At 39.6% G+C, this 25,601-nt stretch carries 21 protein-coding genes and 1 tRNA gene; 20 read left to right on the top strand and 2 right to left on the bottom strand.

The annotated features are described in order from the left end of the window. The 12 genes from BFP77_RS17145 to BFP77_RS13870 all read left to right on the top strand — a co-directional run. The coding region (locus BFP77_RS17145; protein ID WP_218963477.1) for a hypothetical protein at positions 1–211 on the top strand (211 nt) is incomplete at its 5' end. Between the two features lie 70 nt (positions 212–281). Beyond that, complete coding sequence (locus BFP77_RS13915) at positions 282–1,646, top strand: ATP-binding protein (RefSeq protein ID WP_099574627.1); 1,365 nt, start codon at positions 282–284, stop codon at positions 1,644–1,646. Between the two features lie 440 nt (positions 1,647–2,086). Further along, positions 2,087–3,334: a tetratricopeptide repeat protein gene (locus tag BFP77_RS13910; RefSeq protein WP_099574626.1), complete on the top strand. Its 1,248-nt coding sequence runs from the start codon at positions 2,087–2,089 to the stop codon at positions 3,332–3,334. Between the two features lie 136 nt (positions 3,335–3,470). Beyond that, entirely contained in the window at positions 3,471–5,171 is a 1,701-nt protein-coding gene (locus BFP77_RS13905) for a PorP/SprF family type IX secretion system membrane protein (RefSeq protein WP_099574625.1), read from the top strand. Between the two features lie 696 nt (positions 5,172–5,867). Further along, the gene (locus tag BFP77_RS13900) at positions 5,868–6,488 is read left to right on the top strand and encodes a response regulator transcription factor (RefSeq protein WP_099574624.1); all 621 of its coding nucleotides are present in this window, start codon (positions 5,868–5,870) and stop codon (positions 6,486–6,488) included. A 271-nt stretch (positions 6,489–6,759) separates the two neighbouring features. Continuing rightward, entirely contained in the window at positions 6,760–8,244 is a 1,485-nt protein-coding gene (locus tag BFP77_RS13895) for a xylulokinase (RefSeq protein ID WP_099574623.1), read from the top strand. A gap of 3 nt (positions 8,245–8,247) precedes the next feature. Continuing rightward, positions 8,248–9,573, top strand: coding sequence for a xylose isomerase (gene xylA, locus BFP77_RS13890; protein WP_099574622.1), 1,326 nt, complete (start codon positions 8,248–8,250; stop codon positions 9,571–9,573). 58 nt (positions 9,574–9,631) lie between these two features. Then, on the top strand, positions 9,632–10,030 hold the full coding sequence (locus BFP77_RS17405) for a LacI family DNA-binding transcriptional regulator (RefSeq protein WP_257212972.1): 399 nt from the start codon (positions 9,632–9,634) through the stop codon (positions 10,028–10,030). Positions 10,031–10,042: 12 nt separating this feature from the next. Further along, entirely contained in the window at positions 10,043–10,654 is a 612-nt protein-coding gene (locus BFP77_RS17400) for a LacI family DNA-binding transcriptional regulator (RefSeq protein ID WP_257212971.1), read from the top strand. 299 nt (positions 10,655–10,953) lie between these two features. Next, a complete protein-coding gene (locus BFP77_RS13880; protein ID WP_099574621.1) occupies positions 10,954–12,675 on the top strand; it encodes a GMC family oxidoreductase in 1,722 nt (573 codons plus the stop codon). 8 nt (positions 12,676–12,683) lie between these two features. Next, positions 12,684–13,400, top strand: a complete 717-nt coding sequence (locus BFP77_RS13875) for a gluconate 2-dehydrogenase subunit 3 family protein (protein WP_099574628.1) — start codon at positions 12,684–12,686, stop codon at positions 13,398–13,400. Positions 13,401–13,436: 36 nt separating this feature from the next. After that, positions 13,437–14,258 carry a sugar phosphate isomerase/epimerase family protein gene (locus BFP77_RS13870; protein ID WP_099574620.1) on the top strand — a complete coding sequence of 274 codons (822 nt, stop codon included), beginning with the start codon at positions 13,437–13,439 and terminating at the stop codon, positions 14,256–14,258. A gap of 12 nt (positions 14,259–14,270) precedes the next feature. On the opposite strand, the gene BFP77_RS13865 is transcribed toward BFP77_RS13870, so the two are convergent. Continuing rightward, positions 14,271–15,194 (bottom strand): glycoside hydrolase family 16 protein, encoded by a 924-nt coding sequence (locus BFP77_RS13865; RefSeq protein WP_099574619.1) that lies wholly within the window; start codon positions 15,192–15,194, stop codon positions 14,271–14,273. Between the two features lie 36 nt (positions 15,195–15,230). Beyond that, positions 15,231–17,018 carry an arylsulfatase gene (locus BFP77_RS13860; protein ID WP_099574618.1) on the bottom strand — a complete coding sequence of 596 codons (1,788 nt, stop codon included), beginning with the start codon at positions 17,016–17,018 and terminating at the stop codon, positions 15,231–15,233. Between the two features lie 157 nt (positions 17,019–17,175). On the opposite strand from BFP77_RS13860, the gene BFP77_RS13855 reads away from it, so the two are divergent. The 8 genes from BFP77_RS13855 to BFP77_RS13820 all read left to right on the top strand — a co-directional run. Next, the gene (locus tag BFP77_RS13855) at positions 17,176–17,901 is read left to right on the top strand and encodes a M15 family metallopeptidase (protein ID WP_099574617.1); all 726 of its coding nucleotides are present in this window, start codon (positions 17,176–17,178) and stop codon (positions 17,899–17,901) included. Next, positions 17,891–18,826 (top strand): alpha/beta hydrolase, encoded by a 936-nt coding sequence (locus BFP77_RS13850; protein WP_099574616.1) that lies wholly within the window; start codon positions 17,891–17,893, stop codon positions 18,824–18,826. The genes BFP77_RS13855 and BFP77_RS13850 overlap by 11 nt, the downstream gene beginning before the upstream one ends. Before the next feature lie 139 nt (positions 18,827–18,965). Then, positions 18,966–19,039 (top strand) — tRNA-Pro (locus BFP77_RS13845). Positions 19,040–19,232: 193 nt separating this feature from the next. Next, a complete protein-coding gene (locus tag BFP77_RS13840; protein WP_099574615.1) occupies positions 19,233–19,472 on the top strand; it encodes an Arm DNA-binding domain-containing protein in 240 nt (79 codons plus the stop codon). A gap of 172 nt (positions 19,473–19,644) precedes the next feature. Beyond that, a complete protein-coding gene (locus BFP77_RS13835; protein ID WP_143751912.1) occupies positions 19,645–19,896 on the top strand; it encodes a phage integrase SAM-like domain-containing protein in 252 nt (83 codons plus the stop codon). Between the two features lie 254 nt (positions 19,897–20,150). Next, positions 20,151–20,429 carry a TolC family protein gene (locus BFP77_RS13830; protein ID WP_099574613.1) on the top strand — a complete coding sequence of 93 codons (279 nt, stop codon included), beginning with the start codon at positions 20,151–20,153 and terminating at the stop codon, positions 20,427–20,429. A gap of 5 nt (positions 20,430–20,434) precedes the next feature. Next, a complete protein-coding gene (locus tag BFP77_RS13825; protein ID WP_099574612.1) occupies positions 20,435–20,617 on the top strand; it encodes a CPXCG motif-containing cysteine-rich protein in 183 nt (60 codons plus the stop codon). 743 nt (positions 20,618–21,360) lie between these two features. Beyond that, positions 21,361–25,601, top strand: a 4,241-nt coding sequence (locus BFP77_RS13820) for an Ig-like domain-containing protein (RefSeq protein ID WP_143751911.1), incomplete at its 3' end; no start/stop codon positions are given.

Genomic DNA, 25,601 nt, shown 5'->3' with positions numbered 1-25,601 from the left:
GCACGTGGCTCACTTTAACCCGGCAAGGGTGGTTCACTTTAATCTGGCGAGGGTGGTATACTATGACCGATTTTTGCAACTATTCTTTTGTTCTAGGAGCATCACATTTAGGTATAGTTTATACTATTTTGCACGCAGATATAATTTAGGTACGGCACGCTATCATAATTTTAGTAAAGCATTTACCCTTACTTTGTTACAATATTTTTAAAAAATTACCCTGACTTTGTTACAAACAAATGAAATATTTACCCTTACTTTGTTACAAATAGATTTAAAATATGAATTTCAAAAGGCATGCACTTAAGAATCTTGAGCGTTGGAAGGCCAGTAAGAATAGGAAGCCACTCATTTTAAGAGGTGCAAGACAGGTCGGAAAAACGACTTTGGTAAAGGAATTTGCCAAAAGCTACAAGAATCATATTTTCCTGAATTTGGAAAAATCTGCGGATGTGGCGGTTTTTGAAACCTACGATAATGTCGAAACACTGGTAGAAGCTTTATTTCTATCCAACAATATTAGTCCAAAAGAGCAGGGGAGTACCTTACTCTTTATTGACGAAATACAAGAACTTCCCAAAGCTATCCAATCGCTACGGTATTTTTTTGAAGAAGTTTCCGATTTAAATGTCATAGCCGCAGGTTCATTGTTGGAATTTGCTATGAAAGATGTGGAAAGTTTTCCTGTAGGTCGTATCGAATATTTATATCTCTATCCTTTGAATTTCCAAGAGTATTTGGAAGCCATTCAACATACCGCCGCTTTAGAACAATTGAATAGTATTCCTATAAAACCAGTTGCACATAAAACCTTGTTGGACTTGTTTCACAGATATGCCATTGTAGGAGGTATGCCGGAAATCGTAAAAACGGATATTGAATATAGTAATTTGGCAGAGCTGCCCAAGGTATACGAAAGCATTTGGGGCACTTATAAAAACGATGTAGAAAAGTACGCTTCAGGTACAAGTGAAAGAAGGGTCATTAAGCATATTATGGATACTGCTCATCTCTATATAGATCAGCGAATCAAATTCCAAAATTTTGGAAATTCCAATTATAAATCAAGAGAAGTAGGCGAGGCCATGCGCAATCTCGATGCAGCCAAAATAATACAACTTATTTATCCTACTACGGATATAGAACACCCTATCAAACCGGATATTAAAAAATCACCAAGGTTACAATTTTTAGATACGGGTTTGGTAAACTATACTTTGGAAATACAAGCGCGGATGTTAGGAATGGAAGATTTGAGCAATACTTTTAAAGGAGCAATAATACCACACTTGATAACCCAAGAGGTCAAATCGTTAAATACAATAACCAATACAAAGCCTAATTTTTGGATTCGCGAAAAGAAGCAGTCTTCATCGGAGGTAGATTTGGTGTATCCCTTTGGAGATAAAATCATTCCGATCGAAATTAAGTCCGGTGCCACGGGAACCTTAAAATCTTTGCATCAGTTTATGGATAGAACAGACCATCCGTATGCCATCAGAATTTATGCAGGGGAATTTAAAATTGAGAATTCAATTACAATTGAAGGAACACCTTTTTTATTAATGAATTTACCCTATTATTTGGGAACGCAACTTCCTAAATATATAGAGTATTTTGTGAGCAATTATAATCTTAAACAATAATACTCCCCGGTCAAAATTATTTCATTTGAATTCCTAAGATGGTATTTGATTTCATTTGGAAATAATTACCTAATTTCATCTTGTAAATAACACCAAATAAGGACGTTTTTGAGCTACTTTTTTATGTCAAGTGTCCATATCGGGATTTGAATTAAGCAAGTGCAATCAAAATACTGAAAATCAATTATTTGTAATGATAGGTGGCATGCTGCCACCCCGACACAAGCCAGTTCATTTAGAGCTGGCTTTTTTATTGGCATTAGTTGAGCAGGTTCTACCGGGGCTTCGGGACTACCACGCCGACAACAAAATCCTATCACTATAGTGGCTGGATTTTTTGTTTTTATGAATAAAAATTCAAAAACCTATGAATTTTTATTAAGTATCAGGTAAATTTCTTTTCGCAACTTTGACTTGTTAACCCCCAAAAACAAGTACACATGAAAGCTTCATTGACCTACATTATAACACTTGGATGTATCGTTACCTCCTTTTGTTTTACTACAAATGCCCAATCGGTACGTAGTCCGCTTACTTTAAAAAATGATAAAATCACCGAACAACTCAAGAATTTTGAAGACCTCAGGGCTCAAGGATTTACCAAAGAAGAAATCTATCAAGATTTGGGTAATGCTTACTTTTTATCCAAAAACTACGAAACAGCACTTTTCTGGTATGAGCGTCTAATGGAAATCAGTGATAATGGCAGACTTACATCATCATATCAAAGAAGGTATGACTATGCGTTATCAAAAATAGGTAAGAGTAGTGATACGGTAGCGGAGGAGGATGAAAATTGGACGGAATTAGTGAGATCCGATTATCAATTGACCAGCACTTCTTCTGACGGGACAAAATACTCGTATAGAGATACTTTTAAACCCTTGAACTTCAACACTAATTCAGAGGCGGTAACACGTAGTAGGCCTGATCTTTATATCGAAGGAAACTATAGTGGAGAATTTAAAAATGAATTTAGTTATGAAACGCCAGCTGTATTAACAGAAGACGGGAAAACCGCTTATTTCAGCAAAGCGGTTTATGTGAAGCCACTTACCGGAATTTTCTCTAAAAAGTCTCTGGTTCATCGAGTGTATAAGGCCAATAGAATTAACGGAGAATGGAAAACCATTCAAGAACTACCTTTGTGTCCAAATGATTATTCTGCTTTGCATCCTTCGGTTTCTAAAGATGGCAAACAACTATTTTTTGCCTCTAACATGCCCGGGTCTTTTGGTAAATATGACATATATGTGTCCGATTTAAAGAGAGACGGTAGGGTCGGAATTGCCAAAAATCTTGGAAGTAAGGTCAATACCCATGAGAATGACGTATTCCCAAAAATGATAGAAGAAGGTACTTTGGTCTTTGCTTCAGAAGGACACAAAGGGTATGGTGGTTTAGATGTATATATGGTAGAGGTAAACCAGAGAAGCGTAGGCCTTGCCGTTAACCTTGGTAGCCCGATAAACAGTGTCAAGGACGATTTCGCTATTCACCTATCGGATAAGGTCGGTTTGGGCTATGTGGTATCGGACAGAGCGGAAAAAGTGGGTGCTGCGCAAAGAGTTGCATTCACGTACACTGGCACTCAAAAATCCAAGATAGACAAAGATTATCAACTTTTAGAGGCTTTGAACCACAGTCAACAGACCAATTATTCTTCTTCCGTATTTGAGGATGAGTAACATAAAGATACTCTTAACACCTCAAAGAAAACCATAAAGAGCTGATTGCGACCTCTAAAGTAGCAAAAAAAGATATTATCCTTTTTTGAACTGCTTTCTCATTGAATACCCTTATTCATAATCTAAAACTTATAAAATGAACTATACTTATATAATATCCAAAAAGATAGGCTTCCCCCTTGTTCTTGTGATAGTTCTAGGATGCTTATCCGCTAACGGTCAGGAAACGAATCCTGATTTAAGCACCGGTAATACCTACCATAACCAGTTATTTTTTAATAGATTCTTAATCAACCCTACGTTTTCGTTGGTACGCGAGAATAAATCGTACTTAAATATTTTGCACAGAAACCAATATGCCACATTTGACGATAACAGTCAAAACTATTTTTTGGGTTTCAGTAATAAACTCAATGAAAATACGGCCGTAGGCATTGGTGTATACAGTCAATGGTCTGGAGTTATACAGGAGTTCGGGTTCAATGCGAATTACGCTACCGCTGTACGCTTAGGAGACAAAAGTAAATTGACCTTTGGCGCTAATGTCACGTATTTTAATCAGGGTTTGGATAGAAATAGGGTAGTGGTGTCTCAAGAAGACCCAGAGATTCTAGAGTCGAGAAAAGAGAGCAAAATCGCTATACAACCGGGAATAAATTTATCTCTAGGTAACTTTGATTTTGGACTTTATGCCGAAGATCTATTAAGATATAATCAAACTACAAATGAATTTTTGACCAATCTCTCGTCAAAAAGCGTAAAGGCATCTTTACAATATACGCATACTTTTAATGCTCATAGAGGACTATTCCAAGATGCACGCCTTATGCCCTTGGCCCAGTTTGGTAGAAATATAGATGGCAGCCTGTATTATCTAGGCTCATTGGTTCTGGATTTACCAAATTATGGATGGTTACAGACCACAGTAGACCAAGAATATGGTATCTCTGCGGGAATTGGCTTCAATTTGAGCAAGAAAATGTCGCTGGGTTATCTGATGGAGAAAAATTTGGCTCAAAATAATACCAATCTGGGCTGGAATCATGAACTTTCATTAGCCTATACGTTTAAAGATGATGAAGAAATCAATGGATACGTCGATAGTTCCAATGACAGCAAAATTGACCGAATTGTCCGAAATTATGAAGAACAAATAGCCGATTTGATTTCAGAAAGAGATAGCGCGCGTAAAAAGAGAAAGAACGGTATAGTGGCTAAAACGGATTCTGATTTTGAAACCAGTGACGATATGGCCTACCAGAATAAATTAGTTCTAGATGAGCTCATTATAAGACAGGATTCGATAGAAGAGGCCCGTACCGAAGCATTTGAACAACGTTTTGAAACTGTTGTACGTCTTTTAAGAACTGATATCAAAAACAGTATTAGAACAAATCTTGAAGAATTTAGTCGCGAAGAGAATACCGTTCTAGCAGGCAACAATGCTACATCCAACAGAGAAGACAGGTTTAAAGATTTTGATACGGAAACCTATAATAAAATGCCCATTAAGATGTTGGGAGATTCTGAAGTAATCGGGGTAAAATCTGGTTATTACGTCATTGCCAATGTCTACAAGAACAAGAAATACCTGAACGCATTTATGGAAACTCTTGAAAAGAAAGGATTAAAAGCCAACAAATTCTACAATAAGGAAAATGGACTTTATTATGTTTATTTAGCGGATTATGATGTTAAAAAAGATGCACAAACCGCTTTTGTCTCTGATCTTGAAGGAAAGTATAGCGATGAAAAATGGATAATGCAGGTAGATAATTCTACTGCAACCGCCTCTAACACCTATGAAGATGAAGCGTCTTATAGTAGGGAGGAATAAATCTGAAACATTAGATTATAAAAATTTAGATTGCGCGATATAGGGTTTGATATATTGTCGATAAAAGGAGGGGTGGTGTCCGGGGGGATAACTGGGTCCCCTCCTTTTTTAATTTAAAATAATACCTAAGTTTAATGAAAAAGTTGTTTTTCTACTAGGTAAATTATTTTTTCTCGATGAATAGCAATACAACTATGTATTTGAACGAAAAAACTTACTTATATAACTAAGATATTTTTTTATTGCATATATTTCAGCTATGAAATAGAACACCATTGTTAAACCCAAATCCCCCAATAACATGGAAAATTTTTACCTACAACTTTCCTTAAAACGTCATTTAAAAGTGGTCGTAAAGACACTTGTTATGACGAGTCTAATTAATTTTCTCTCCTCGCTGAGGTTCACACTGAACAAATCTAATTTTGGTTCCAGTATACATTTTATCAGGGGATAGCTACTTCATCCCTTTTTGGTAAAAACATTCATTAAAGTGACAAAAACGTAAGGTCTGGTTCAGTCAGGATAAGGAGTCCTTATTCTACGGGTCTTATGACTTGTAGTGTCTTACTTAGCCGAATTAGATTAGGTGAACGCACAGGTGGTCTTAATGTTTTTTACATCTAACTATCATACTCATTGCTAACCCTTTGCATTACATTTTATGTTATTGTGATGTGATAAAATACTACCATTATGAAAACAAAACGCTCAAAAATTATTGTAATAGAAAGTGACAGAACGCTACATTCAGCCTATACCAACTATTTTGACAAATTTTTTGAATTTTCTCTTGAAGGAATCTACTGTAATACTGACGATGCATTAAAGGAATTTAAAAAAACAAAGCCGGATATCATCGTTACAGAAGTTGATTTGGTTGCACTGAACGGCATAGATTCCATACCTTATTATAAAAGGAAGGACTGGAATGTAAAAGTAATAATGATTAGCCGGACCAATGATTTTGAAGTAATTAAAAAAGCTTTTAAATATGGGGCTAACGGTTATCTCACAAAACCGATTGATGCAGATAAACTTTACTATGCCCTGAATTCCATAAAGAAAGAAGGTGCCGTAATGAGCAATGATATCGTGAAAAAGGTGATAGCTAATTTTAGAAGAAAATCTTTCAAACTCTTTTCGGAGCGCGAAAATCAAATCGTGGATTACCTATGCAAAGGTGCCACATACAAGATGATAGCTGATAAACTCTTTGTGACCACCAGCACCGTCAATTTTCACATTCAAAATATCTATTTAAAGCTCGATGTAAATTCCAAGTCGGAGGCCCTTTCAAAAATTGAACAATTATAAGTACCTACTTATGTTTTGAGAAGGCTCTTGGACGATTTTATTTCCAAGGGCCTTTTTCTATGCAGGTTTACGAAAACGGGTTCGAAAGTTTTCGTTTTAAACGAAATATTTTTTAAGTAAATAGTTTTCAATTAGTTATATGGTATTTTGGAGACATCCATTTAACATCTATTCTTTAAATAAATCAAGTTAACTAGGATAAAAATAGGTAAGCACCACAGTTTTATAGTATTTTAGAGAAGCAATATTTTTACATCCTAAAAACCGATTTATGTATAATCTTGGACTTGATATAGGTAGTTCTTCCGTTAAAATAGCACTCGTAGACCAAGAAACCGGTGCCAGTGTAGGAGTTGTTCAGGAACCGGAAACAGAGATGTCTATGCTCGCCGTAACCAATGGATGGGCAGAACAAGATCCAGAAGATTGGTGGCGGCATGTCTGTAAAGGTATAGAGAGGATTAAGGAGAAATGTAGCGTCACCTCAAAGGATATCGCAGGAATAGGAATTTCCTACCAGATGCATGGTTTGGTCTTAGTGGACGACAACGGAAAAGTATTACGTAATTCAATCATCTGGTGCGACAGTAGAGCGGTTAAAATAGGAGAAGATGCCTTTCATGAAATAGGAGAGAACCAATGTTCAGAGCAATTACTGAACTCACCGGCAAATTTTACCGCTTCTAAGTTAAAATGGGTCAAGGAAAATGAGCCAGAAGTTTACGCTAAGGTTTATAAATTCATGCTCCCTGGAGACTATATTGCATTTAGGTTCACAGGTGCTATCAACAGTACGGTTTCAGGTCTATCTGAGGGAATTTTTTGGGATTTTAAGAACGATGAGGTTTCAGATACGATTATGAAGCATTATGGCTTTGACAAATCATTGGTGCCAGATATCGTAGATACGTTCAGCGAGCAGTGTAGGCTTAGTTCCGTTGGGGCAAGCGAGAGCGGTTTAACTAAAGGAACGCCAATTTTGTATAGGGCTGGCGATCAACCTAACAATGCCCTATCCCTAAATGTTTTTAAACCGGGAGAAGTTGCTGCGACCGGGGGTACCTCTGGTGTAGTATATGCAGTGACCAATAGTCTTTCCGTAAAAGAAAGCGCAAGGGTAAATAATTTTGCTCACGTAAATTATAGACAGGGAGAAGATCCAAGAATTGGAAAATTACTGTGTATTAACGGCGCAGGTATACAATATCGGTGGTTGCTCAATAATTTAGACGTAGCGGACTATGACGAGATGAACGCGCTGGCGTCCGAAATCACTATAGGGTCGGATGGGGTCTGTATTATTCCGTTTGGAAATGGAGCGGAACGCATGTTGAACAATAGGGAAATCGGCACAAGGATTGTCAACCTAAATTTAAATAACCATTCCAAATCTCATTTATGCAGAGCGGCATTAGAAGGAATCGCATTTTCTTTTGTGTACGGTATGGATATCTTAAAATCTGATGGTATTACTCTAAATGTAATCCGTGCAGGCAACGATAATTTATTTAGATCGGAAATATTTTCAAATACCGTTGCCACGCTTATAGGGCACGACATAGAAATTTATGATACCACCGGAGCCATTGGAGCGGCTAGGGCTGCCGATTTGCACAAAGGCGATTTTGAATTATTCGGAAAGCGTATTATGGACAATGATTACGTAATGAAGTATACACCTTTACAAGAAAAAGATAACTATCAAAAAGCTTACGAAAACTGGAAAAAAGAATTAGAACTAATTTTAAATATATAAGACATGGCATTACTAGGAGATAAGGAATATTTTAAAGGAATAGGCGAAATTAAATTTGAAGGCAAGGAATCTGACAACCCCTTTGCGTTTAAGTATTATAATCCGGAACAAGTAGTTGCCGGAAAAACGATGCAAGAGCATTTTAAATTTGCCATCGCCTATTGGCATACGTTCTGCGGTCAGGGAGCCGACCCTTTTGGGCCCGGCACTCAAAATTTTGAATGGGATATAGCCCCTGACCCGGTACAAGCGGCTAAAGATAAGGCAGACGCTGCCTTTGAGTTTATCACCAAAATGGGTTTTGATTACTTTTGTTTTCATGATTTTGATTTGATACGGGAGGCGCCAACATTTGCAGAATCTGAAAAACGTTTAGGGCTCATTACAGATTACATAAAGGAAAAAAAGAAAGATTCTGGCGTTAAGTTGTTATGGGGAACGGCAAATTGCTTTTCCAATCCCAGATATATGAACGGGGCTGCTACAAATCCAGATTTTAATGTACTTGCAAGAGCAGGGGGGCAGATAAAACTAGCTTTAGATGCTACTATGGCCCTAGATGGCGAAAATTATGTTTTTTGGGGAGGCAGAGAAGGTTACATGTCTTTGTTGAATACGGATATGGGTCGTGAACTAGACCATATGGGACAGTTCTTGACTATGGCACGGGACTACGCAAGAGCCCAAGGTTTTAAAGGAAACTTTTTTATAGAACCTAAACCAATGGAGCCTAGCAAACATCAATATGATTTTGATACCGCCACTGCTATAGGGTTCCTAAGGGAGTATGGTTTAGATAAAGACTTTAAGATAAACATTGAAGTAAACCATGCTACATTGGCTCAACACACTTTTCAACACGAAATTGCCGTGGCCGCCAAAGCCGGAATGTTAGGTAGTTTAGACGCCAATAGGGGAGATTACCAAAATGGATGGGATACCGATCAGTTTCCGAATAATATCTTAGAAACTACAGAAGCGATGCTGGTTTTCTTGGAAGCTGGAGGTCTACAAGGTGGTGGAGTCAATTTTGACGCCAAGATTAGGAGAAATTCAACGGATCTGGATGATGTTTTCCATGCGCACATCGGTGGGGCGGATAATTTTGCCAGGGCACTGCTCACCGCTGATAAGATTATTTCTTCATCAGCTTACACAAGTCTTCGCAAAAAAAGATACAGTTCTTTTGATACTGAAAAAGGAAAGGATTTTGAAAATGGTAAGCTAGATTTGAACGATCTATATGACATTGCGGTTGAGAACGGTGAGTTAGAACTACAAAGTGGTAAGCAAGAACTATTTGAAAATATTGTTAATCAGTATATTTAACTAGCTTGGTAAAATAAAGGGCCTTGGTGAACAATCAAGGCCTTTTTAATTCAATCCGATGAAAAAAATAACGCTTAAGGATATAGCATCAGAGTTTAATGTTTCTGTATCCACTGTTTCTAAGGCTGTACACGATAGTCATGAAATTAGCGTTGCCCTTAAATTAAAAATTCAACAGTATGCCAAGGAAAAGAATTACAAACCAAATAAATTGGCGTTGAATCTTTTGGGTAGGAGTACCCGCACTATTGGTGTAGTAGTCCCCAACATTCTTAATTACTTTTTTGTACAAGTGTTATATGGTATAGAAAAAATAGCAAATGAGAATGGTTATAATATTATCAGCTGTATTAGTAACGAATCTTTTTTAAAGGAGTCCAAAACACTTGAATTCTTAGATTCCGGACCGGTAGATGGCTTAATTATCTCATTGGCAGAAGAGACCCAGATACCATAGAAAATTACTTCAGTGGAAAATATAGCACAGAATCAAATCCCTATGGTGTTATTTGATCGCGTGTCCGATTTAATAGACTGTGATAAGGTAATCGTAGATGACTTTGAGGCGGGTTACAAGACAACAAAATATTTTATAGATATTGGTTGTAGTACTATTGGTTTTGTGTCTCCCATAGGGCAATCTAGCGTGGGAAAATTACGATTGGCAGGTTATAAAAAAGCACTGTCAGATTACGGATTGGATTTTGATGAGAAACTTGTCGTAAATTTTACAGATAAGGACGATTTAGATCTCTTGATGTCCTTTCTTCTAAATTACATGCCTATCCAAGGGATAATGGGGCTGGACGAAATCACTGCGATAAAAATTCTTCATATCGTAAAGTACAGAGGTTATACCGTTCCAGGTGATATTTCAATAATCGGGTTCACTAACGGACAACTTTCTAAATACGTAAGTCCGGACTTGACCACGGTCAGTCAACACGGACAATATATTGGGGAATGCGCCGCAAGATTATTAATACGGCGAATGGATAAGTCGATGGAAACTTTGCCGTATGAGACTAAAGTGGTTAAAACCAGTTTACTAGTAAGGGATTCTACAAAGAAACTAGATTAAGCATCACCCTTTCTACGCAAGCGTGCGTTGGCGCCACATGGCTTTACTAGTGATTATACACAGAACTGGGTTTTTTGTTTTTTATTCATTTTTTCTGTCACTTCGATATACTTTTCAAATTGACACAAGGTATGATTTGCATCAACTTTTCATTCAGAATTTGAAGAGTTTTCAACATACGAATGATGTCATTCTCCTAGAGTTTTATACACCTAAACCATATAATTTTGGTTGTTGGTATAAAAAATAAGCTGTAGTTATATTTTAAATATTAAATTAGAAGAAATAAAATAGTATTCATGCAAATAAAAGAATCTTCAGAAATTTATGATGTAATCATCGTCGGTTCAGGTGCTGGCGGCGGTATGGCCACTAAACAATTGGCTGATGCCGGTTTAAATGTTGCCGTAGTAGAAGCAGGCCCATTTTTTGACCCAGCGGACCCCAAAACCATGACACAGCTAAAATGGCCCTATGAATCCCCCAGAAGAGGTGCAGGGACCGATCGTGCTTTTGGCGAGTGGGATATGTCCTACGGCGATTGGGAAGTAGAAGGGGAGCCTTATACCCATACGCCAGGAACAATTTTCAGATGGTGGCGTTCTCGAATGTTAGGTGGGCGCACCAATCACTGGGGTCGTATATCCTTAAGATTCGGACCAAAAGATTTTAAAGGTAAAACGAGGGACGGACACGGAGACGATTGGCCAATAGGATATGATGATGTGAAACCCTATTATGATAAAGTAGATAAACTTATAGGTGTTTTTGGTACCAATGAAGGACTAGAAGATGATCCAGATGGATTTTTCCTTCCTCCTCCAAAGCCTAGATTGCACGAACTTTATTACATAGAAGGTGCAAAAAAAGCCAATGTTCCTGTTATTCCAGGCAGATTGTCCATGTTGACAAAGAAAATCAATAACGATAGGGGAGTCTGTTTTTATTGCGGACAATGTGGTAGGTCTTGTCAAGTATACGCAGATTTCTCTGCTGGTAGCTGTTTAATTTTTCCGGCACAGAAGAGCGGTGGTAAGGTTAAAATCTTCGTAAACTCCATGGTGAGAGAAGTTCTGACCAATGACGAAGGTAAGGCTACCGGAGTGTCCTACATCAATAAGGAAGATAGAAAAGAATATGAGCTAAGAGGAAAAGTCGTAGTACTCGCCGCATCGGCTTGTAGTTCTGCGCGTATTCTTCTAAACTCTAAAAGTAAGCAACACCCTAACGGATTGGGTAATAGTAGTAATCTGGTAGGGAAGTATTTGCATGATTCCACAGGAGCTGGGGCCGCAGGTGTTATACCGGGTTTAATGAATCGTGATGTTTCTTATAACGAAGACGGGGTAGGCGGTATGCACGTATACTCTCCATGGTGGGGAGACAACTCAAAACTAGATTTTCCAAGAGGTTATCACATAGAAATATGGGGAGGCATGAGCCAACCCAATTATGGTTTCGGGTGGAACCAAGGTGACCTGAATCAGTATTTTGGAATGAAAGTAGGTGGTTACGGGGATAGTCTTCGAGAAGATGTGAAAAAATACTATGGTTCCGTAATTGGCTTCGGTGGTCGTGGAGAAGGTATTGCCAGAAAAGAAAATTACTGTGAAATTGATCCCACAACGGTAGATGAATATGGTATACCGGTTCTGAAGTTCAATTATCAATGGTCGGATTTTGAACGAAATCAGGCCAAGCACATGCAAGATACCTTCGAGGAGATAATCCATAACATGGGTGGTATCTATTTAGGGGAAAAGCCGGGTAAAGACAGAGATTATGGGCTGAACAAACCAGGTGAAATTATACATGAAGTGGGAACCACCAGAATGGGGGATGATCCAAAGACATCGGTTACGAATAAATTCAATCAATTACACGATGTAGATAATGTATTTATTGTAGATGCGGGAGTATTTGTTTCGCAGGCGGATAAGAACTGTACCTGGACCATCATGGCATTGTCATGGAGGGCATCGGATTATATAATTGAACAATTAAAACAGCAAAATATCTAGAAGGTATGATGGATAGAAGAAAAAGTATACAGACCTTAATTCTCGGTGCAGGAGCTTCTGCTCTAGCATTCCATGGCTGTAAAACAGAAGATAGGACACCAAATGAGGAAATAATTGCTTCGGAAGACACCAAGTATTTCGGTAGGACACCAAAGGAATTAGAGCGTATAGAGAAGCTTAAGGCAGAGCAGACCTTCAACGAACATGAGATGGAAACCATTGCAGCACTGAGTGTTGTTATTCTACCACCTAAAGAGCCGCATGGAGGCCCTATTGAGGCTGAGGTTCCTGAATTAATAGAGTTCATGTCAAAGGACATTCCTGAAATGGCACCAACTTTGTTAGGTGGATTAATGTGGTTGGACCATAAAAGCAACAGGGAATTCGGGACGGAGTTCAAATTGGCGTCGTTAGAACAGCAAAAGCAAATATGTGATGAAATCTGTTGGCATGACACTGAGGTACCCATTGATGATCAACCTCTAGAAATTCAATTCTTCGCCTTAATGCGCAATCTTACGGTTACAGGCTACTATACCTCAAAAGTGGGTATTGCTGATTTGGGTTATAAAGGTAACATGCCCAATGTTTGGGACGGGGTACCACAAGAAGTTTTGGATAAACACGGTATGGCCTATGACCCGGAATGGATTGCAAAATGTGTAGACCAGAGTAAACGAGGTGTGATAGCAGAATGGGACGAGAAAGGTAATTTACTCACCTGATTTTTAGAGTGAACGTAATCTCTTAATTTATTTTTGATGAAAAAATTATTTGTCATATTAGTATTCTCATTTGCTTGTAGTGCGGTTTACGGGCAAGAAATAGGCTTGCAATTATACAGTTTACGCAATCAATTTAAAACGGACGTTCCCGGAACATTAGACCTTATCCAGTCTTGGGGTATTACCAATATCGAGGGTGGGGATAGTTACGGCGTGCCCTTGGCCAAGTTCAAGACAATGTTGAAGGACAGGAATCTTAAAATGCGCAGCATACAAGGAGCGTATAAAGATTTAAAGAATGATGTTGAAAAGGTAATAAAGAACGCCAAGGACTATGATGTGAAGTACGTGATGTGTGCTTGGATAGACCACGATGGTAATACGTTCGATTTCGGTAATGCTAAAGAAGCTACTACAATTTTTAATACTGCAGGTAAGCGGTTACAAGAAGAGGGTATTACATTGGTATATCATGCCCATGGTTACGAATTTCGAAATTATGAAGAGGGCTCTTTATTTGACTACATGGCCAAAAATGCAAAATATTTCGGATTTGAAATGGATGTATATTGGGTTCAGCACGGGGGAGCAAACCCAATGGTGCTTTTAAACAAATATCCGGATAAGTTTAAACTAATGCATTTAAAGGATATGGAGCAAGGTTTGGTTGGTGACGATAGCGGCTTGTCGGACGATGATACCAATGTAACTTTGGGAAAAGGACAAATTGATATGGATGGTTTAATCCGAAAAGCCAGAGAACTAGGAATAGAGTATATGTTCATTGAAGATGAGTCCTCCAGGGTTGTAGCTCAAGTACCTCAAAGCATAGCCTTCGTTAAGAGTCTAAAGGAATAATGACTTGGCGTTTTATTGCTTGTAAACTCTTACCCAATCTACAATAAGATAGGATTGATCAGGAATTTGAGCGCTGTTAAGTTTCATTCCGTTGAAAAAAGCACCGCCCACGGCCAAATTCAATACCACTTTTTGATTTTTATTGAACATATCATCAATAAAGATATACGTGCTATTGTCAAAGTTTTTGATTTCAACTCCATCCAGAGAAATGACAAGGTTGTTTCTAGACCAGACCAGTTCATAAACATGAAATTCAGTGGTAAGATCAGTGCCAGCGTCATGGGTATAGGTCGTAAAGGATGAATCCGTTATTGGGGTGTTAGCTTCATTACCGTAAAAGAAATTTGTAACATGTTCATTGGTCCTGTTTCCTCGGAATTCAAGAATATCTATTTCTCCTTGCGTAGGCCATGGATCTCCGTAACTCCAAAAGGCCGGCCACAGACCTGCTCCAGCCGGTAGTTTAATTCTAGCGGCAATACGCAGTGTTCCTTGGGAAGAGGGATTGTACAAATCTTTAGTTTCTATTCTTCCACTAGTAAAATCAAAAGATTTAAGGCTGTGGTCAAAAGGATTAACGAATCCTGATGCCTGTTCCCGCGATTGTTCTATAAGTAAGTATCCGTCTTCAACAAAAAGATTTTCTTTTTGATACAATTGTAATTCTTGATTGAAGGCACCACCTTCCCAAATATTCCATTCTAATAAACCTTCATTAAAGTTGTCTTCCCAAACCAGTTCCCAGCCTACCACATCTTCAGCGGTCAAATCGAAGCCCGCATCTAAAACTTCCGGAAGTTCTTTTGCCACTTCTTCTTCAGGTGGGTTTTGAGCCTCTGGTTCGGGATTTTCCGGGATTATGGTTATTGATGTATCCTCATTTCCAGAACAAGAAAAAACGATAATCGTGGCAAGTAGACATGTATATTTCATACTTTTTTAAGGTTGAAGATACGTAAATCCAAGTTGTTACTTAAGCTTTTTAAAATTCAGTAGTCTCACGTCCATAGCTGAAGTACCGGGGATAGTAGGTGCTTTCAAGGTCACTACTCCAATTCCTTTTTTGAGGAAAATTTCCCCCAGTCGTTTTCTTTTAAAGTCCTTCACATAAGATTCTCCTCGGATAAAGCGATCGTTTTCCATCCCTCTAAGTGGTGGGTCGTGAGACCCTGTAATACGGGTCACCAAGGTACTTTGTGCATTTATTAATTGAACGGCTACTCCTTCATTTCCATCGGCCAGGGTATAGTAAAGGTCTACCTCAAATTTTCCATCGTCAAGTACTTCTATTTCCCAAGTTATGGAATCCTTTTGGCTGATCCAATTAGTAAAAAAGGTGTCATTTGGATAATGATTGCTGCGTAGTATATTACCGTGGGCAATACCGTCACGGGCGGGTAGTTGCGTGTATTCAAAATCTGGATGTCCTAATGTGAAAGGGCGGTCATCTTCGGCTCTTGAAATGGGCATGGTCTCCTTTAACCATTTCGTTTTGGCTTTGAGTAATGAATCCCTTATTTGCGGAAGTTGTGCTGAAAGATCTATTTGTTGTGCCCTATCATTTTCGATATCGTATAAACGGTTTTCTTGATCTAATCGATATTTCTGCGAACGTACCGAGGTTTTGTTTCCCCAGCTGTTATATACAAATCTAGAGTTCCATTCTTCCGGTGTGTCAAAAAGAAGAGGGGAGAGGTCTTTCCCGTCTAGAGCTCTACTAGTTTTACCCTCGGAATTTGTTAGCGCTGTTAGTGTTGGTACTATATCAATTGCACTTGCGATTTCTTTAATAGTTTTCCCTGCAGGTAAGGTATTTTTCCATTGCATAAAAAACGGAGTGCGTACACCCCCTTCATCAGGAGAACCTTTTTTACCGCGCATGCCGCCATTCCAGCGCCAGCTATTGGGCCCATTATCCGACATAAAGATGACGATGGTATTTTCCTCTAGATTCAATTCTTTTAGTTTGGATTGAATACGCCCCACGTTGGCATCGATATTTTCTACCATGGCCAAGGCAGCTCTGGTAAAGTCTAGTTCTTCCTTTCCGCTTCCTTGATAATTTCTTTTCAGCAAACGGTTCTTAAAACGATTCCAATAGGCGTCAGGTACTTGCATAGGACTGTGTGGTGTGTTAAATGGTAGGTAAAGGAAGAAAGGCGTTTCACGATTTTTGATAATGAAATTCAGTCCCTTATCGGTAAGGTCATCTACTAAGAAACCATTTCCTTTTACTATTTTACCATTGTGCTCTAACATTGGGCTGAAATAGTTGCCCCAGTGTCCTGAAGCGAATCCGTAAAAATCATCAAAGCCTCTGGCATTAGGATGGTACGGTGGTTGCATTCCACAATGCCATTTCCCGTAAGCAGCGGTGCGGTACCCTTCTTTTTTTAGAATGTCCGCTATTGTAGTTTCGCCTAAATTAAGGCGTTCACCTCCGGCGGAAGTATCGTAAACACCTAGTCTAGTGTAATGACGACCCGTCAATAATTCTGCTCTGGTAGGGGAACATACAGGTTGCACATAAAAATTTTCGAAAGAAACACCACGTTCCGCTATGGCATCAATATTAGGAGTACTTAGGTTTGGATTTCCGTTAATGCTCAAATCCCCCCAGCCTTGATCATCGGTCATAATTAGAATGACGTTTGGTTTTGTGGTTGTCTGCTGAGCTGTAGAATTCGTTACGTTGGCTTCCTCCTTACAAGAAAATAAAAGGAGGCTCAAAAGCAGGAAATTTAAAGTTCTTTGCATCTAATGCCGTTTTTCTTTTAGAAAGTTTAAGATAAGTATTTAAATATATTAAAACTATCGGACGGGTTTAGAGGAGTTATGGTTGCTATTTTACGGTACAATTAAAGTCAAATTGTCTTACTTTTAATATCGCATTAAAAGGTAGAAATATTGGTTTATGAAATATTTATCATTTCTAGTAGTGTTCGGATTCATGATACTTTCTTGTAAAGAAAAAATTCCGAACAAGCAGGGTAATACAGTTGATGTTAAATCGATGGAGATCCTGGATACTGTTCCCGAAAAAGAAGAAGTACAGGAAAAAAGTTTAAGGTCGTTAGACGGTTTAGCAGATTCTACCTTTGTTAGGTTAGCAGACTTTAGTGATGGTTTTGCCTATGAAATGCGTTATGCTACGGACAACAATTTTTTAAAGGCTCAGGTTTATGACTGTGCGGAATGTTATACGCGGGTCAAAACCGTAAAGGCATTATTAGCGGTAAATGAAGAATTTAGAAGTAAAGGGGTTAAGATTAAATTCTTTGATTGCTATCGCCCTAATGATGTACAGTATAAAATGTGGAAAATTGTTCCAAATCCCCAGTACGTAGCAAATCCTGTTAAAGGATCAATACATAACAAAGGTGGTGCCGTGGATATTACTTTGGTCACTTTATCGGATGAGGAGCTGGATATGGGAACTGACTTTGATTTTTTTGGTAAAAGGGCATATCACGATAACATGGACTTACCTCAGGAGGTTTTAGACAATAGAAAGCTGCTCAAGGAGACCATGGAGAAACACGGTTTCTGGTCTACGAGAACAGAATGGTGGCATTATAATTTACAAGGAGCGTCAAAGGACCCTATAGCAAACTTTAAATGGGATTGTGATGGTTTATAGTGCAGTACGAGCTTTGGTGGTTATACTGATTATTAGTACTGTAGTGAATTGCGCAACCACAGAAAGAATAATTGATTTGTGGCCAGAAGGGAAAATACCCAACCAAAAAGAAAGCAGCATAGAAGAAGTTCATGAATTTACTGACATTTTGAGAATTAGCAAGGTTCATAAACCTACTATTGAAGTCTTTTTACCGGATAAGTCGATTGCCACTGGCCAAGCGTTATTAATTTTTCCTGGCGGAGGGTACAAAATACTGGCCTATGATAAAGAAGGAACCGATGTTGCTAAATTTTTGAATGAAAGAGGTATACTAGGCATAGTGGTCAAATATCGGTTGCCCTCTGATGCTATGCAGGTAGATAAGCATAAAGTTCCCTTGATAGATGCACAAAGAGCTATAAGAATTGTAAGAAGCAGGGCAGGTGAGTGGAATATAGACCCAAAACAAATCGGGATAATCGGTTTTTCCGCCGGGGGACATTTGGCATCCACTTTGGGCACTAAATATCGTCATACCACGTACTCGCCCGTCGATGAAATTGATAAAATCAGTGCAAGGCCAGATTTTATGGCCTTGCTGTATCCTGTTATTACAATGCGCGAAAAAACTCATAAGGGGTCGAAAGATAATTTATTGGGAAAAAATGCAGCACAAGATTTGATTTTGCAATATTCGATTGAAAATCAAATTACCGAAAACACTCCTCCAACTTATGTAATACACGCGATGGATGACACGGTAGTACCTGTAGAGAATAGCGAGTATTTTCATACGATGCATAATTTAAAGTCCAAGGCTGGTTGCAGGTTATACTTATTTGAAAAAGGAGGTCATGGTTTTGGTTTGGCGCAAGGTGATACTGTCCTAAAAAAATGGCCTTTTAATCTAATAGAATGGATGAATAGTTTGGAAACCGAATAACTTGTTTATTTTTGCATTCGAAATTTAGGGGATGTAGCCCTTCGACTACGCTCAGGATAAACTGCAATACGGTTAATTTTGAGTTGTTTTGAGAAACTACAGTAAATGGTTTCATTTTTTGCGGAACCTTTATGAATAACGGGATGTAGCGCAGTCCGGTAGCGCACTCGGCTGGGGGTCGAGTGGTCGCAGGTTCAAATCCTGTCATCCCGACGAACCGCCTTTTGGCGGTCATCATTACCCTGCCAATTTATTGATTAGCAGGGTTTTTCATTTTATTTGTATTTAAATGAATTCATTTGATATCATATAAAAGATGTAGAGTTCGGTGAATGGATTGGTATACAAGTTGTTGTAATTTTAAGAAGCATTTAGGGCTATTTAAGGTCGTCTTCACAAACAAGGTTTGTTTAATCAAAAGAAATTCATACTGCTTAAAAACAGTACTTTAGTAGCACTTATTTTCACTCGGGACATCAGTTATAATCCTGAAAAACTCACCATTTATACCCGAGTAACGGTCTATGGAAGACGTGCGGAAATCAGCTTGAAAAGCTTTACTTCAGTGAATGTTTGGGACGTTTCGAAAGGAAGGGTCATTGGCACTATGCAAAAAGCAAGATTACTCAACAGCTATTTGGCCTAGGTGTATGTGCAAATCTTATGGGCGCATAAGCAACTTTGCTTTCCGAAGGCAAGATGATTACTGCACAGGCGGTAAAAGCGCGTTATTTAGGGCAAGACGAGCAACATAAGACTTTAATGGAACTCGTTAGGTACCACAATACTAATTGGATTTGGTATTGAAATACGGTTCTATGAAAAACTACTCCAATGAACGCTATTTAGACAAATTCTTAAGGGACAGATTCAAGACCCCAGATGTATACCTCAAACAATTGAATTACATATTCATTGCAGATTTTGTACAATATGTTAGGAATTACCCGCCTAAAAAATCTAGGAGAACCTGTTCCAATAATGGCGCGATGAAGCATTTAGAGCGGTTGATGAAGATGGTCAACCTGGCCGTCAAATTGGACTGGTTGGAGAAAGAACCATTTCATTAGTTCAAACTCAACTTTCAAAAGTACAATCGAAGTTATCAATCTGAACGAGAACTAGTACTTATTGAGTAAACCACTTTTAAAGGTGGGGGTTACGAAAAGGTTAGGAACATATTTCCGTTTTCCTGTTATACAGGTCTGGCCTACATCTATGTAAAGCAATTGTTGGCCGAGCAATTGTTTTTGGGAAACGAAGGGAACTACTGGCTACATACTAAAACGGAAAGTACGAACAATTCCGTTGTTGCCAAAAGCAAATAGAACAAGAGGTGAAAAGGGATATTACCGATGCAAAAGACAACTTTGAAAATAGATTGAAGGTCTTTCAACTTCGGGAGCAAAACGTTATCACGGCTACCAATAATTATAATGGCTCAAATGAACGGTACAAATTGGGCCAAATAACTTCCGTTAAATTAAGACAGGCGCAATTAAATTTATTGAATGCTAAAACCAGTAAAAATTTAGCTAAGTATAACGCAAAATTGGCCGAATCTCAATTATTGCAATTAATTGGTCAATTACTGCATACTTAGTTATAATATTGAAACATTTTTTTCATTGTCCGTATTGTTGGGAAAAAATCTCTATGCTTCTAGATACATCGGTCATAAATCAGACCTATGTAGAAGATGGTGAGATCCGTTGCAACCCTATTGAGATAAGAGCTCGCTTTTCAGATAAAGGGTTAATGAAATTTCAGGCCTTGGATATTGAGCAATAGCTTTGAATGAGGTCAAAGGTTTATTGAATTAGTTTTGGCTCTTTTTTCTTCTCTAAAAAATCTTTCTTTTCCGCTTGTCTTATGATTTTTTTTCATTGGCAAGGCATAAGTCTCAATAAAAACTTTTGTTGGATGGCAAATAGCTCATTTGGCTTGAATTCAAAAAGTCTTAATAAATTGATCTATAAGATTTGTTTAACTACAAAATAAGGGTCAAAAAAAGCCTTCCCATCAAAAACATGCTATAACACCTATAATAATTCTGTTTTCACAACAATTAATTAGTTGGGGCATCCGAAGTTTATAAGTTCGCTGTCAGAAATTAATCAAGTGCTATTTGGTACATAATTGATGAAAATACGAATATACAGAACAGTTTATTGGTATTTATCACGAAAATAGGATTGCAATAGGTAAGGATATCGGGTCTTCTATCTTGAAAGCAAATAATTGGTCGCTCAAAAAAAGTGAACGGTATTTGCCTAATAACTGGGTTTTTTGATAATGTTGGTAGTTGTCATATACAGCCGCCACAAAAGAATTTTCAGACAAAGATGTGAAACGAGCTTTGAGAATACGGTCTTGACAAAACCCTAAGCTCAATGATGACCTATCCGAAAATTTTAGATGAATGCAAGAGTATGGCAAATACACAACGGTAATCGACCGTTAATGCATACTCGTGTTTGAGAACATAAATAAAAAAGAATACAAACACCCTGTAGGGTTTAAATTACATCATAATGAAAACCATCGGTTTTAGTTCAGCCCTAGGGCTTAAAAAACATAGAAGAATCATTACACTTACGCTTTTTTTGGGCTTAATGCTACTGGTAGCACCAGGCGTGTATGCCCAGTGTTCAGGCCCCACAGGTGACTGCGACGGTGATTTGATCGTAAATCAAGATGACCTAGACGATGATAATGACGGAATCTTAGACACAGATGAAGGCTACTCGGTTCAGACCGTTACCACGCCCATACCTGTGGTATATGATGCAGATGCCCTGGCAGGAAGTGGCAGCGGCACCACCTCTGGCAGACTGCTTACCATGGGCTGTCAAGATCAGTTCACCGCAGACTTTGGCTTTGTATCCACTGGTGGTGATATTCCTAATCTTTCAACACCTGATGGGTCAGACATTTCTATCTCCTATAACGGTGGACTTAGTGGTACCTCTGAAATCACTTATACGTTTTCAGAAATGGTAGATGTAAGGCTAGGCCTTTGGAGTAATGGAGAAACAGAGTCTGTTACGTTTGTAACACCTTATGATAACATCATACCAGGCCCTAGCAGCACCATAGAATCTACTAACCCTGTAGTATGGAATAATAATAATTTATCAAGCGCATCTGATGTTACTTTTTTCGAATTTTTGGGAGTAACATCCATTACGCTGGGCTTAGAGGGGGATAATCTTACCCAGAAGCAAAAAATGGAAATCTCAGGCTTCACGTTAGAGTCATGCACAGATTTAGATAATAATGGTGTACCAGACCACTTCGACTTAGATTCAGATGATGACGGCTGCCCAGACGCCATAGAAGGCGCTGCCAGTCTTACACTAGCAGACATAGACATTAACGGACAGCTAACAGGAGGTGTAGATGCCAATGGCGTGCCCCTTTCAGCTTCTGGCGGACAGGCCATAGGCAGCAGTGCTGATGCCTCAGTAATCGTGTGCTGTGATGCCACAGCCTCAGGCTATGCAGATGCAGACAGTGATGGCGTTTCTGATATATGTGACCTAGACTATGATAACGATGGAATAACAGATACAGCTGAAGGTTATAATGCAGTAAACTGGAGCACACCTAGCGGCACCACCGCGGGCACCGCTGACCAAACTGCCGTGTTACAAACCGCCTGTGGAGACATAGACTTAACATTATCCACAGCAGGTGGCCTATTTGTAGCCGGTGGTGAATCTGACCGCTTAAGGATTAATGAACAAGCAGATGGTCAAGGAGTATATACGCTGGCCACAGATAACGGAGAGCCCATATATAATCTTTCCCTCTTCTTCGGAAGCTTTGGTGCAGATGCTGACGGAAATGCACTGATAGGTGATTTCATCTTCACCTTAGAAGATGGTAGTATTATAGCTAATCCATCCTTTATGATTAATGATAATCATACTGGCATTGGTTTACTCTCTAGCGATAGAGAATTAGCGTGGCAAGTGGAAATAGGTGGTAAATTATACATACAAGACCCTACCATTAATGGGTCACAAAATCAAGCGTATGCCCTACTTACCTTCCCCACTTTAATGCAGCAGAGCGCCTTAGGTAATGGCGTGGTAAGCATGAGTTTTGAGTCTATAGGGGACGGCATAGGTCCCACAGCCTTTTTTGCCATAAACGGAGGCTGTGCCATAGATACAGATGGAGATGCCATACCTAACTATGCAGACCTAGACTCAGACGGAGACGGCTGCCCAGATGCCATAGAAGGTGCTGCTAACTTAACTTTAGCTGACACAGAAACAGACGGGTCACTTTCTGGCGCGGTAGATGCTAATGGCGTGCCCCTTTCAGCTTCTGGCGGACAGTCCATAGGCAGCAGTGCTGATGCCTCAGTAATCGTGTGCTGTGATGCCACAGCCTCAGGCTATGCAGATGCAGACAGTGATGGCGTTTCTGATATATGTGACCTGGATGATGATAATGACGGTATTTTAGACCTAGATGAACAGAGCTGTGATCTAGTCCCTAATGGAGACTTTTCTAACGGACTTACCAACTGGACCACCAGTGGAACCGTAGGAAACGGTGGTGGCAGACTATACTTTAATGGAGGAGATAACGCTCCTAATGGTATAGCCTCACAAACCATTACCACTGAAGCTGGGTCCATCTATACATTTACCTTTGACCTCGAATCGTTCTGGGGTGTGGCTTCTCCTGCTGAGCAGACCGTTCTTCAGCTAGGAGTGGAAGTAGATGGTATCATGTATGGGCCTTTTGGTGAGAATACACCTGGTGGAGGAATTACCTCTTACACATTTACTACCAGCCCTATAAGCGGTACTTCTACCGTGATAAGGATAATAGACGAAACTTTTACGAACACCACCCCACCGGCAGATGACAGAGACATAGCGCTTGACAATCTTATAGCCTGTGTAAACACCTTAGATACAGACGGAGACGGCCTGGCAGATTATTTAGACTTAGACTCAGATGATGACGGCTGTGCAGATGCCATAGAAGGTTCTGCTAATTTAACTTTAGCTGACACAGAAACAGATGGTTCACTTTCTGGCGCGGTAGACGCTAATGGTGTGCCCACATCAGCCTCAGGTAGTCAAGCGGTAGGCAGCAGTACAGATGCTGCCACAGTAGTGTGCTGTGATGCCACAGCCTCAGGCTATGCAGATGCAGACAGTGATGGCGTTTCTGATATATGTGACCTAGATAATGATAATGACGGTATTTTAGATGCAGTAGAATGTGCACAGAATAGTACTGTCATAACCGTTACTGGTGATGGAACAGGGACTTCCACCGGAGGTTATCCAGTGGCGCTCACAGTGCCAGGCATAACTGGCACAGTCGGTGAGACAGTTTCTAGTTTTAACGTTCAGGTGACTCCTGATTCTAATGATGCCATCGAAAGTTGTGAACTCAAGTTCTCTTCATCTGCTTTTGATGACGGTTTATACCTGAGTATAGATGGTACAGACGTTTTAAGATTTAGACAGGAGCACTGGAGAGTGTCTGACGGAGCGGCCACCACAGAATTCTCATCTGGCGGAAGGTTTGATTTAGATAATAGCGGTCTATGGACGCCATGGACGAATGAAGGTAACCCAGAAATCCAAATAGTAAATGGAGAAGTGCACCTTATGATGTCTACTACCCTCGGAACCAGAGAAAATGCACTGCCCTTCATGGATCCATCTAATAACAGCGCAGAATGGATCCTTACCTCAGTAGCCTACGACTGCCTGGCTGGTGTAGCCGTGCAATTTGGTAACGCTAACACGGGTGGACCAGGTCAAATAGCTAATCCAGAAATGATAGTTGAAGTATATGCGTGTGTAAACACAGACGGAGACGCCCTAGCTAATTACTTGGACCTAGACTCAGACGGAGACGGATGCCCAGATGCCCTTGAGGGCTCTGCCGGATTCACCGATGCAGACATTAACCCAGACGGCAGCCTCACAGGAGCTGTAGATGCTAACGGTGTGCCTACAGCCGCTTCAGGCGGCCAGGATGCAGGCAGCAGCGCAGATGCTGCCACCATAACTGCAGCGTGTAATGAGCCACCTGTGCTCGTAGATGATACAGACTCAGTAAATGAAGATGCCACGGTTTCCACAGCTGTGTTAACCAATGATTCTGACCCTGATAATAACCTTGATGCCAGTAGTTTAAGCGTTGCAACGCAGCCTGCTAACGGCTCAGCCACAGTAAACCCTGACGGCACCATCACGTACACGCCAGATGCAGATTTTAACGGCACAGACAGCTACACATACCAAGTGTGTGATGCGTTTTCCGTATGCGAAACTGCTACGGTTACAGTAACGGTTAATCCACAGAGTGATGCCCCAGTAGTAACTGATGATACAGCTACAGTAGATGAAGATAACCCAGTAACAGTAGACATACTGGCCAATGATAATGATAATGCAGATGGCGGAAGCATAGATGCTTCTTCAGTAAGCATAACAGGCTCACCAGCTAACGGTACGGTAGTTATTAATCCTGACGGCACAGTAACCTACACACCTAACGCAGACTTTAACGGCACGGACTCATTTACCTACCAGGTATGTGACAACGGTACACCAGATGTACAGTGTGAAGAGGCCACTGTGAACGTATCGGTGAACTCTGTGAATGACTCACCAGTGATTACAGATGACACGGCCACGCTAACAGAAGACACAGCAGGTGGAGTGGACATAAACGTACTAGGAAATGACACTGACGTAGACGGTACCATAGACCCTTCTAGCTTAAGCAT

Source organism: Maribacter sp. 4U21 (assembly GCF_002742365.1).
Taxonomy (GTDB): domain Bacteria; phylum Bacteroidota; class Bacteroidia; order Flavobacteriales; family Flavobacteriaceae; genus Maribacter.
The sequence above is the reverse complement of the archived record's forward strand: the minus strand, read 5'-3'. Positions and strand labels throughout refer to the sequence as shown.